The following is an 11,416-nucleotide window of genomic DNA, read 5'->3' as shown; positions in this document are numbered from 1 at the left end:
CTGGTCATCGGTTTTATGTTGAATTTTAGATAGTTTTTAAGGTTAAATCTCCAATTCCTTGTGAAATAGTCACATGTATGGCAGGTGCATTTGGATCATCAGTTTCGTGATAATATCCATGTTCATTTCCTGTAAATCCCGACATTACTAGATTTCCAAGAGCTCTTTCAAGTGCTACTGAAACATGAGATTTTTCTGGAAACAGAACTGTAATTTCTCCAGCTCCATTATCAATCCGTACCGGAAGAGTGTCTCCCATATAATCCTGCAAATCAAGAAAAACAGATCCGGCACCACATTCAAGAACCATTTCTGAAATTTGTGCATTACCGGGTTGTAATCGAATGTCCCCTGTTGCAATGGAAAGGATAAGACTTATCGGGGTCTGATTTTGAAGCTGAAATTCCCAGCTTTCTTCTCCACCGATGATATTATGAAAAAGATCTGATGGACGATCAATAGCTATGTTAACCGTTCCATTAGTTTCTGAATGAGTAAGGTGAGGGAGATAACGTTTCGTATCGACATGCACCTTCCCATAGAGTATATCATCCATCGATTGCCCGGAAATATTGACGGTTCCAGTTTCTATAGCAAGATTAATCCTGGCTTTCTCAACTCCCTGAGAGGGAATAACAAATTCTGAATATCCATCACGGTTGGAATAGTTTTTATCTGTCTCAAGAACCAAAAGCACTCCACCTATCCCAAAGCTCAGTATCATTATAATGAAAAGCCAGCAAAACAGATGTTTCAAATTTGGAGGATGAAATGATATCATATGCTTTCACTCCCATGAATGACCGCGATATTCCATTTCAGATATATAATACCTATACGATACAAAAGACGTGCCAGCCAGAATTCTCCGATTATGATTAATAATCCCAGACAGGTGAGTCCAATGCCCAAAAATATAGCTGCATGTACTGAGAAAAAGAGTATACCTGTGACAATTCCAAGCATTTCCAGGACTGCTCCTCCTGTGAGAATCGGTCCTGCACAGCAAAAAGAAAACCCGATAACTAATAATACAGCAAGAATTGTGATTATACAAATAAAAGGAATGAGTACAACTATCAAATTAAAAAGTCCAAGACCAATAGTTGCAAGTATTGCTCTTCCAAGACCACCAGCTGACGGAGAATTTTCAGCCTTTTTAACCAGGGATACCGCGGTATACTCTTTCCCAATACTCCGGGGATCTCCTAATGATTCAGATATTTCTTCTTCAGTTCTACCATCCAGAACACCCATTTCAAAATGTTCTACATAATCTGCAAGTATGTCCTTTCTTTCAGATTCTGAAATTCCTGATAATGATAAATCTAATTTACTCAAATATTCATTTTTCTGCATTGGTCATTTCTCCGATGAGATCGCTTACTGCAGCCGAAAATTCATTCCAATCCCGAATTAATTCATCACGGGCTATAATTCCGTGCTTTGTAAGTGAATAGTACTTTCTTGCAGGTCCTTCATCCGATTCCTGGAGATATGTGGTGACATATCCTTCTGTTAAGAGACGACGAAGAAGTGGATAGATACTTCCTTCTGATATCTCAAACCGTTCAGAAATTTCATGAACCAGTTCATATCCATACCGGTCCCGTAGACCAAGCAACGCCATGACACACATATCCAAAATACCTTTCTTGAATTGCGCGTTCATACCTTCCCCACGTCAGATCTGTAATAAAATGACCAGAAATACTCCTCTATCATTTGTTAATTTTCAGCTTCCTTTTCTTTTGAGGTATCTTGCATTACAAGATAGTGAATAATACTTGTACATAGTCCTATTAAATGATTTCCTGACAAAACTGGAGATAATGAATGAAATTTCATAAGAATTCTCTAAGATACACTTATATGGGACATATTCTAACCTTTTCCTGACAGATTATGGATTATAAAAATGCACTGTTAGATGCAGCACAATTTACCCATGATACAGTATGGGGTTATTGGAAGCGTTGGTTTATTCTTGCTGTCTGGACAATAATTTTTCCTCTTCTTGGAGGGTATGTTATGGACATATTCCGGGGAAATTCTGTCCCTCCAGATTGTAACGACTGGGTCAGACGGTTTATAGATGGAATCAAGTACCTCGTTGCAGGACTCATATACTCAATTCCGGTGATCATTGTCCTTGTCATTACCTTTATCCCGGTTTTTATGGAATTTATCAATCAGGTAACTTCTGAAACTACTGAATTGAATTTTGATGCTTTTCTCCCACTCCTGATGCCGGTCATCGGAGGAGTAATCGTAGCAATCATCCTTGGGATTATTGTTACCCTGTTATTTACTATCGGTATCATCAGAATGGCACGAACGAACCGGTTTTTAGAGGTCTTCAATTTCAGTGAGATTTTAAAGACAATTGGAAAGATCGGATGGGGAACCTACATCATTGCCCTAATTATCATCTACGTTATCTCCTTTATCCTGGGGATGCTCATCAATCTGATAATAGAAGCTCCGTACATTGGCATTATCATTGCATTATTCCTCTGGCCTTTAGTCACCATTTTTGAATCCCGATACTTTACCCTGTTGTATGAAGAATCAGGGGAATAATCCCCTCATTACTTCTTATAGCATAAACAGGATATATCCATAAGGATATGGAGTCTGACTTAGAAGAGAGTTCTGGGAAGGAAAAGAGTCTAAAACCAGATCCATCTTTTTTTACCCGCCCTGCATTTTTATCTTTAACAATTGGCGTACCTTTTTGTTTATTTAAAATATTATTCGGAATTCAGTTTATTCGGGCATCAGGGATTCATAATCAGCCATTGTTTATCTATCTCGGTTGGATTTTAATAATATGGGCTGGTGCTGACCTTTTGATGAATCTCACCAGGGCAGGATATGATATATGTAACCTTGATGATAAAATCGAATTTTGCACTCTTGCCCAACTCGGAAAGATCCTGGATGTATCGACAATATTTCTGGCCTTTGATACCCTTATCACTTTTTCAATAATTTGCCTTGCTTTATGGTCCGGATGGATTATCTATCTTAACCAGACTGAAGCTATTCTATGGTACAGTGCAACAACACTTAATCTCATTAGCCTTTCTCTGGTTAGTTTATGGACAGAAATCAAACGAAAATTAAATTATGGAGATTAAACTATTATTTCTCAATTTTTGAAGACAAGTAATTGATCTTAGCCCATATCAGGAAAGTTTCGCTTAATGGAATTTTTTCTGAAAGAAAGTGAGATATTCGTTTTAAAACCAGGGTTATATCGGAACTATCATAACTCTAAATGATGCAAATTTGAAAAACGTTCATCTCTCTAAGTAGTTGGTTTTGATGATCTGAAAAATAACAATCGAGTAAATATTTAATAAATTTACCCAGAAAATATACTATTGTCCCTGATTTCCATCACTATACAAACCATAATACATCTTGGTTTTTTTTAAAATTATTAAAAATTGCCAAAATTGATTTGTTATCTTCAATTTTTTAGAACCTCGAAATTTATACGAGCCAAAGATGGATTAAACCAGAGCAATTATGAATCCTATTCATGTTATCCTGACATCCATCTTATCACTCCTGGTCAAGAGTATTTGATTGGTATTACAGGTAGTTGTGATATCAGAAAAAAAATTATTCTTTATGAGGATGATGAAGAACCCGATCTTCTATATCATGAACATCGTGAATCAATTCATCAAGAACAGATAATACTGCAGGCATGATTGCAACAGCTCCGATTAAAGAGAACAATACCGCAATAACAGTTGTCAGACCAAAATTACTGATCATATTAAAATTTGACAACATGAGTGCTGAAAATCCAAAGAACGTTGCAAATCCTGATACCATGATGGCTGACCCGATTTTTCGTACACTTTCCCTGATGGCATCAATAGTACTTGCAGCAGTCTCCCGCTCTTCTAAATATCGCTCCATGATAAGGATTGTATATTCAGCAGCTACTCCGATAGTCATTGATCCAAGACAGGCAGTCATTGGTGTATAATCGATATTAAGAATGAGCATTGCAACAGCATTCCAACCAACAATACAGACGATAGGAACGATGGGAGTGACGGCATGAATTTTTCGATAAATGAGAGCAAGGAATGCAACGATAAGAACAAATCCAAGCAAAGTCATCTGTTCTTTGCTTTCCGCAATATCTGAAATCAGCGTGGTAAATAGATCAAAACTTCCGGTAATTGAAGCCTTTATTCCCGGAGGTGGGGTAAGCAGAATCAGATCATTATTCATCTGTGTCTTTAATTCATCCTGTTGTGGCATTTCAAGACGTTTTGTAGAAAATTCGATGACTGTTTCTGTCCGTCCGTTTACAAACTCATTTCTAATACCTTCCGGTATTTTTGTGATGACTTCTTCTATCTCAAATTGGGTAGATGGAATTGTTCCATTATTATAAATTTTGATATAATCGACAATACTGGTTGAACCAGTAATTTCCATATACAATTTTAATTCATTTTGTTGATACGATTCTATCCATTTGAGCACATCAGGAGAGAGAACATTATCACCGGCAATTAGGACAGGAACAGGAGTAGTAGATCCAATAGTTCTGCTTACTTTGTCCATCGATATTTTTGCCGGCATGTCAGAAGGAACAAAAGTCCGTTCACTTGTTGAAATAGGTATTGTTGAATCAACCTGCAGACCGATAAATGCAAAAAGTACCGCTATCATCAAAATAGGAACCGGATTTTTTGCTATTGCAACAGCAGTTTTTGAAAGAACCATATCTGCTTTGGTTGGTTTTTCTTCGCCAATTTTTCCTTTTGGTTTATATTTAATTAATACTGCAATCAGGGGAATTCCTATGAGTGAAGTGAAATAACAGACGACAACTCCTATTATCGCAACCAGACCAAAAGATCGTATCATGGGAACAGGAGATATGAACATTGCAATAAAACCCATAGTAGTTGCGAGCATTGCAAACATTACCGCAGGTCCGGTTCTTGTTATTGTCATCCTGACAGCATCAGCAAGTGATCCTTTCCTAGCCTCTTCCTCAAGTCTTGCATGAAATTGAATAGCGTAATCGATACCAAGTCCAATCAACACAGGAAATGCAGCTATTACCGCGGTATTTATACTTACTCCAAATAGCCCCATTATCCCGAAGGTAAGAATAAGACCAATGGCTACAATAAGAACAGGAATAAACCGATGACTGACATATGCAAAGAGAAGTCCAAGAACGATAACCATGAGAACCATAGCTCCCATAATCAGGGTTCCCATGGATTTACTCAGTTCATCACCCATTTCCTGCTGGAATACTGGATTTCCGGTTAAAGTAACAGTAACTCCTGGTGGAGGTGAGGTACTATCTAGAAAAGAGCGAACATTATTCATGACACTCTTTTGTTTTTGTTCTGTCATTCCCACATCCAGCTTAATCATCATCATGGTCAGCAGGTTTGAAGGAATGTATCTTTCTAATACTTCAGAAGGAATCGATTCTTTTAACTTTTTAATCTCTCCAGAAGAACGAGGTATTTCTCCATCATTTGCTTGTTTAACAAGATCTGCAATACTTGATACTGAGGAGATATATTGCAGATTTTGGAGAGGCCTGGAGATTTGATCTAAATATTTGATAACATCCGGACTTAACGGATCATTACTTTCAATAAGAATGACCAGGGTATCCTGGCTGAATGTATCTTCATAATGAGAAAATGCAATCCCTTTCGGGGTGTTTTTATCAAGATATGTATCATTTCCAGTCTGCATTGTAAGCATTGACATGCCTATTACAGAGGTAATAAAAACCAGAAAAAGAACGCCAAAAACAATTTTTGGTTTATTTACAATCAGACTGGAGATACTTTCAAAAATGGAACGCATGGTGGATCTCCAAGGAGGTTCCTTATGCAGACCCTGATTTCCTTCGGGTAGTATGGTACCGGTATGCAGCACCAATGATAATCAGCAGGATTACTGCAATGACGATTGGATTTGATATTATTGCGGAAAGTCCGTCTGGCTTTGTAACCATGACTTGTACTTTGATAGTGTCGGATATCTGACTATTATCTAATGCATCACGATATCTGATTTCTGAATCAAGACCATAGGTCTTTTCAATTGCATCAGAGGTCGTTGTCATCTTAAACTTTGCAACAGCACTTTCACCAGGTTTGACATCTCCAAGATACGCAAGATCATCATCACTTGAGAATGGATCCACTGCACTGATACGAGCTTCTGCACTGTATGCAATAGCATCACCATCATTGCGATATTCTACTTCAACAATCTGTTTTCCACCAGCTTTTACTTGTGGTGGATCATTTACCATTGAAAATTTAATCTTACCGCCAACCGGAATACCAATATTTTCTGCCGTTGTATCAAGGGTTTCCCCATCAGCATTCTGGTAAGTAACCATTACTTCAAGTGGATAGTCCTGGGGTTCTGCATCACGGGTAACTGATACTTTAAATTTAGCCTCAAACTCATCTCCTGGTTTAAACTCACCAATATAAACAGTACTGTCTACTGGTACGACCGGAGAATCTCCAGATCTAGTTAATTTTGCAATTGCCTTTCGACCGGTATCAGCACCACTGTTTTTCAGGGTGATGGTAACAAAACCTTCACCACCTGCATTAATATCTTCAGGAGTTACGTTGACAACATCAAGATTGATCGCTGAACGAACTATAAATGGTACATTCAAATTAAGTTTCTTTGTATTGTAACGGTTTACAACACTGTCTGTTCCTACCTGTTCTGCAGATGCAAGATAAGTATATTCAATCTGAACCGGTAAACTATACGTTCCTGCCTGACCATCATCCTTTACTCGTATCTGGAACTTAACTGGTTTGGATTCTGATCCTGAAATGTCACCAACCATTTGGGTATCTGATTTTACAAGAATCGGAGCGCCATCTGGAAGTAGGGTGACACGGACCATTTTTGCTGTAGAAGGTACATCATCCCGGTCAACAATCCCGGACTGTACCATCTTCATGTGATTAAGCCCGCTGTTTTCAATCAGAATGGGAAGTTCTACGGTAGTTCCCGGAGTGAATTCATTAATTCCAGAGATCGCAACTGAAAGATTTGGTTCACCTGAGAGATATTTTGTTCCGGCCATGACCGGTGATGCACAAAATACAGCTAAACATACCCCAATGAGAAAAATGCTCAAAACACGGGTATATTCCGGTAATTTTCGAGAAATATTACATGAATTCATAAGATATGACATATCTGTTACACCTAAGTTCGACTTCTTTGTGTATTATGTCGTGGTATTGTTGCACATATAATACTTTGCCTTATGTGTAACACATAAGTGTTTCCAACATGTGTATGAAACAGTAGTAACTTATTTGTGTACCCAATTATAATCAATAATCATGCATCGGTTGGCTGACGAGCTTGCTCACATCAAAGATCTTCTCAGAAATCATCCACACGGGATGAGTGTTACTGAGATAGCATCTGCTTTGGGCAGAAACAAACATTCAACCGGGCGTTACCTGGATATTCTACATGCGGCCGGACACATAGACTTACGGACCTTTGGTATGGCGAAAGTATTCACTCTTTCAACCAAAGTTCCACTCTCAGCCCTTCTCTCCTACACGAATGACCTTGTCTTTGTTCTTGACCGTGATATGAGAATAATCCAGGGAAATGATCCTTTTTTTGATCTCATCGGAATAAAAGGAGAAATAGTCCTTCAAAAACGATTGGATCAGCTAGAATTATCCCAACCTGATATCCATACTTTTTTAACTGAATTATCTGACAAAATTTTTACAAAAAATGAGACATTTGAAATTGTCAGACGAGGACAAGAACCAAGATACTACAATGGAAAAGTAATTCCAACCATCTTTGATGACGGAAGTTCGGCAGATACCATCATACTGGAAGATGTAACTCTAGAGAAAGAAGCACTCCGGTCATTGCGAGAAAGTGAAGCATTCTTTAGAAGTGTTTCGGACCATCTTTCTGATGGACTTATCGTCTCAGAATTCGTTGATGGGAAAAAGAAAGTAATTTTTCACAATCAGCGATTGTGTGAAATCACCGGCTTTTCTGCAGATGAGATATCACACGTCTCCCCCGAAGATCTTGCCCTCCCGGAAGAAAAGGGCAGATTTATGAAGGCAATTCGGGAAGCAGAAATTGATCAGGGTTCAATGAAAGAAATCAGGTTTTGGGCAAACCGAAAAGATGGAGTACCGATTTATCTTTCTATCAGAGCAAAAATTGTTCCATTTGGCGATACTGTTCGTGGTTATATCCTTATCACCGACATGACCAAATGGAAAAAACAAGAAGAAGCTCAACTACTCCATGCAACCTTAATTCAGCGCCTCCTTACGAATTTTTCTCATCCTATCTTCATAATCGGTGAAAATGGAGTTTTCTTTACAGCAAATCCGGCATTTTGCGATCTGATTCATTCAAAGCAGGAAGATGTTGTTGGAAAACATGTAACCGAAGTTATGCCTGAAAATGTTGCAAAAGAATTTATTAAAGGCAATGATGAACTGGTAACGAAAAAAGAATCGTCACATGTTCATATGGTTGTTCCTTTCTATAAACCTGGAGGCAGTATCGGAGATGTATTAATAGAAAAATCTCCAGTATCATCAGGAGTGAATGCTCCAACATATATCTTTGGAGTTGTCATTATAGATGATATATGCCCTCATAAAAATCTCTGAAAATATTCCGTATGAATAAATAGACTGAGTTTTTACACATTAACTCTGCTACAAAGTTCCTGCGCTATCATTTTTATTTGATTATTTTTTCTACGAAACCAATTATGAATATGTTACTGATATATAATTGAACATAACTTTATATGTGGTAGAAGTTATTTTCTTTCTATCATTTGATCCATCATCCTGGATAGATGATATTGATGATTATGGTGAAAAGTTATGCAAGCCGTTGATACTGCATTTGTTCTGATTTGTACAACTCTTGTCATTTTAATGACCTTCGGGGTGGGTTTTTTTTATGCTGGACTGGTTCATCGGAAAAATATTATTTCGATGATTACCCTATCTTTCATATCCTTTGCTCTGATTTCACTACAATGGATGTTTTTTGGGTATTCGCTCTCTTTTGGTCCGGATATCATGGGCATTATTGGATCTCCAGATAAACTTGCCCTGATGAATGTTGCAACTGATGGTGAGAAACTTCCCGAAATGGTTTTTATGGTATTTCAGATGGCATTTGCCGCGATTACTCTTGCCATTGTAACATCAGCCGTTGCTGAACGAATCAAGTTATCATCATTCCTTATCTTTGGATTAGCTTGGTCCACTTTTATTTATGATCCGGTCGCTCATTGGGTTTGGGGCGGTGGATGGGCACAGCAATTAGGAGTCCTGGATTTTGCAGGTGGCATTGTAGTTCACATCTGCGCAGGTTTTTCTGCATTGGCTCTTGCATTTGTTATAGGAAAAAGAAGAGGATTTGGAGAATATTCTCTCTCTCCGTATAATATCCCAATAACCTTACTGGGAGGAGCTATGTTATGGTTTGGATGGTTTGGTTTTAATGCAGGCTCTGCTCTATCAGTAAATGCTGTTGCAATCAATGCATTTGTTGTAACCAATATTTCTGCCGCTGCCGGAACGTTTTCATACATGCTTACTTCCTGGTATTATGGAAAACCCAGTTCACTCTCCATGATTTCCGGGACAATTGCAGGACTTGGTGCTATTACACCAGCTGCAGGATTTGTCGGTCCTCTGGAAGCATTTATCATAGGTACAATATCAGGTATCATCTGTTATTACGCCTTAGTATTCAGACTTGCTAGACAATGGGATGAAAGTCTTGATGCTTGGGCAATACATGGGTCCGGAGGATTATGGGGGACAATTGCAGCAGGAATTTTCGCTACGGCAACTATTGGTGGAGTCAATGGTTTAATTGCGGGAAATCCTCAACAAGTGATAACTCAGGCAGGTGGAGCTTTTATTATCCTGGCTTATTCATTCATCGGGACCTGGATTCTTGCATTGGCTATTGATAGAATTATGGGACTCCGGGTAAAAGAAGAAGAAGAGTATGTAGGACTTGATATCTCACAACATGGTGAAACAGCCCGTTCATAATTTTTGGAATTATCAGATCATTTTCTCTAATTTTTTATCAATAGTTATCGTTTCTCCTTCAATTGGAAATACCCATTCAGAATAATTCTGATATCCAGTAAGAGAGAGTGTTATTTTATACCGGTTGGGAGGAATATCATTGAGAATTAAAAATCCGGTTTCTGGTACAGTACCAACCCAGATACCGTTTAATGTAACATCAGAACCAATTGGAATTGTTTTAATTCTGATACTCGAAGATGTGGGAGCCTGATTTACTGAATTTAAAAATAAATGTAAATTTGTAGATAAATCCTGTTTCGTTGATACAGTGGCCATATTCTCACGGTATCCCTGCAATCTTGCCAGAACGGTATGTTGACCATCACCAAGTGGACCGATATAGAGGGGGAGGTTTTTTAAACTGGTTCCACGGTAAATCCCATCTACAATAATATTAGCATCTGGTGGAGAAGTAGTAACTACGAGTTCTTTTCTTTCATAATTGGGTATAAGGTAAATTTGTAATGCTGTGAGTGAATCTGGTTCTACTTGTATCTGCGAATTATGATATGATTTGTAACCTGTTTTACTGATAACAATTGAATGTTTACCTTCTGGTACAGACGTAAAGGTATAAGGAGAAGGCACGGTTTTATTTGTATCTAATTGGATAAGACATCCATCCGGGTGAGAGGTTATGTGAATTTCTCCGGTTTTTGGCACGGGTATTAAATTAAGAGAGATTAATTCTTGAGCACCAGAATGAACTAACTGTGAAACATTCAAAGTAATATTATAATAACCTGGTTTGCCTATGTCTAATGAAAATGGAACCAATATTGAAGAATTTGGGATATATAATAACGGAGTAATACCTATTTGAATACCATTAATCTTGACATAGGCACCAGGTGGAACAGATGTAATTGAATATGATCCTCCATTCTGACTATTCATTTGTACTTCACCCTGTACTGAAAAATTTCCGGTAAGAAATAATATGACAAAAAAAACCAGAATAGGTCCCTTCATTATGCCCACAATAATTCCCTGATAAGGGAATACACCGAGTCACAAAATAAAGGAATCGATATTCAAGATCATGGGGTACGAATACAAGCTATTATATTAAAAAGATGAATCCTACAAATATTACTTAGTGATGAATTAAAACGTCTCTACTATAGAAATATAATATGCTCACTAAAAGAATTTTCCCATAAAAAAGAAAAGATGAGAAAAGAAGATAGTTTACAGGAATTAGAAAATTCTGAAAAGGAGGTGATGTCGATGAAGAT

At 37.8% G+C, this 11,416-nt stretch carries 10 protein-coding genes; 4 read left to right on the top strand and 6 right to left on the bottom strand.

Annotated features, from left to right (window positions below):
• Positions 1-25: 25 nt before the first annotated feature.
• Genes KSK55_RS01990 through KSK55_RS01980 form a run of 3 tightly spaced genes read right to left on the bottom strand, consistent with a single transcriptional unit; the run spans position 26 to position 1,672 of the window.
• Entirely contained in the window at positions 26-724 is a 699-nt protein-coding gene (locus KSK55_RS01990) for a toast rack family protein (RefSeq protein ID WP_218607975.1), read from the bottom strand.
• Positions 725-777: 53 nt separating this feature from the next.
• Positions 778-1,359 carry a DUF1700 domain-containing protein gene (locus KSK55_RS01985; RefSeq protein ID WP_218607974.1) on the bottom strand — a complete coding sequence of 194 codons (582 nt, stop codon included), beginning with the start codon at positions 1,357-1,359 and terminating at the stop codon, positions 778-780.
• A complete protein-coding gene (locus KSK55_RS01980) occupies positions 1,346-1,672 on the bottom strand; it encodes a PadR family transcriptional regulator (protein ID WP_214418473.1) in 327 nt (108 codons plus the stop codon). Before KSK55_RS01980 ends, KSK55_RS01985 begins: the two co-directional genes overlap by 14 nt.
• 233 nt (positions 1,673-1,905) lie before the next feature.
• Here KSK55_RS01980 and KSK55_RS01975 point away from each other — a divergent pair, with 233 nt between their 5' ends.
• Together KSK55_RS01975 and KSK55_RS01970 are read left to right on the top strand one after the other, a co-directional pair.
• Entirely contained in the window at positions 1,906-2,583 is a 678-nt protein-coding gene (locus KSK55_RS01975) for a DUF4013 domain-containing protein (protein ID WP_214418472.1), read from the top strand.
• Between the two features lie 47 nt (positions 2,584-2,630).
• Positions 2,631-3,143, top strand: a complete 513-nt coding sequence (locus KSK55_RS01970; protein WP_218607973.1) for a hypothetical protein — start codon at positions 2,631-2,633, stop codon at positions 3,141-3,143.
• Positions 3,144-3,633: 490 nt separating this feature from the next.
• Here KSK55_RS01970 and KSK55_RS01965 read toward each other — a convergent pair whose 3' ends face one another.
• Together KSK55_RS01965 and KSK55_RS01960 are read right to left on the bottom strand one after the other, a co-directional pair.
• Positions 3,634-5,877, bottom strand: coding sequence for an efflux RND transporter permease subunit (locus tag KSK55_RS01965; RefSeq protein WP_218607972.1), 2,244 nt, complete (start codon positions 5,875-5,877; stop codon positions 3,634-3,636).
• A gap of 22 nt (positions 5,878-5,899) precedes the next feature.
• The gene (locus KSK55_RS01960; RefSeq protein WP_218607971.1) at positions 5,900-7,249 is read right to left on the bottom strand and encodes a COG1361 S-layer family protein; all 1,350 of its coding nucleotides are present in this window, start codon (positions 7,247-7,249) and stop codon (positions 5,900-5,902) included.
• A 151-nt stretch (positions 7,250-7,400) separates the two neighbouring features.
• On the opposite strand from KSK55_RS01960, the gene KSK55_RS01955 reads away from it, so the two are divergent.
• Together KSK55_RS01955 and KSK55_RS01950 are read left to right on the top strand one after the other, a co-directional pair.
• Entirely contained in the window at positions 7,401-8,723 is a 1,323-nt protein-coding gene (locus KSK55_RS01955) for a PAS domain S-box protein (protein WP_218607970.1), read from the top strand.
• Positions 8,724-8,945: 222 nt separating this feature from the next.
• Entirely contained in the window at positions 8,946-10,136 is a 1,191-nt protein-coding gene (locus KSK55_RS01950) for an ammonium transporter (RefSeq protein ID WP_214418466.1), read from the top strand.
• A 12-nt stretch (positions 10,137-10,148) separates the two neighbouring features.
• On the opposite strand, the gene KSK55_RS01945 is transcribed toward KSK55_RS01950, so the two are convergent.
• Positions 10,149-11,075, bottom strand: coding sequence for a PEGA domain-containing protein (locus KSK55_RS01945; RefSeq protein WP_218607969.1), 927 nt, complete (start codon positions 11,073-11,075; stop codon positions 10,149-10,151).
• Between the last annotated feature and the right edge of the window lie 341 nt (positions 11,076-11,416).

Source organism: Methanospirillum hungatei, assembly GCF_019263745.1.
In the GTDB taxonomy this organism is placed as follows: Archaea; Halobacteriota; Methanomicrobia; order Methanomicrobiales; family Methanospirillaceae; genus Methanospirillum; species Methanospirillum purgamenti.
This window is presented reverse-complemented; position numbering and strand designations above follow the sequence as displayed.

What these genes read in the sequence shown, in the direction of transcription:
- KSK55_RS01990 (WP_218607975.1), bottom strand. Translation starts at nt 724, where the DNA reads ATGATACTGAGCTTTGGGATAGGTGGAGTGCTTTTGGTTCTTGAGACA.
- KSK55_RS01985 (WP_218607974.1), bottom strand. Translation starts at nt 1,359, where the DNA reads ATGCAGAAAAATGAATATTTGAGTAAATTAGATTTATCATTATCAGGA.
- KSK55_RS01980 (WP_214418473.1), bottom strand. Translation starts at nt 1,672, where the DNA reads ATGAACGCGCAATTCAAGAAAGGTATTTTGGATATGTGTGTCATGGCG.
- KSK55_RS01975 (WP_214418472.1), top strand. Translation starts at nt 1,906, where the DNA reads ATGGATTATAAAAATGCACTGTTAGATGCAGCACAATTTACCCATGAT.
- KSK55_RS01970 (WP_218607973.1), top strand. Translation starts at nt 2,631, where the DNA reads ATGGAGTCTGACTTAGAAGAGAGTTCTGGGAAGGAAAAGAGTCTAAAA.
- KSK55_RS01965 (WP_218607972.1), bottom strand. Translation starts at nt 5,877, where the DNA reads ATGCGTTCCATTTTTGAAAGTATCTCCAGTCTGATTGTAAATAAACCA.
- KSK55_RS01960 (WP_218607971.1), bottom strand. Translation starts at nt 7,249, where the DNA reads ATGTCATATCTTATGAATTCATGTAATATTTCTCGAAAATTACCGGAA.
- KSK55_RS01955 (WP_218607970.1), top strand. Translation starts at nt 7,401, where the DNA reads ATGCATCGGTTGGCTGACGAGCTTGCTCACATCAAAGATCTTCTCAGA.
- KSK55_RS01950 (WP_214418466.1), top strand. Translation starts at nt 8,946, where the DNA reads ATGCAAGCCGTTGATACTGCATTTGTTCTGATTTGTACAACTCTTGTC.
- KSK55_RS01945 (WP_218607969.1), bottom strand. Translation starts at nt 11,075, where the DNA reads ATGAATAGTCAGAATGGAGGATCATATTCAATTACATCTGTTCCACCT.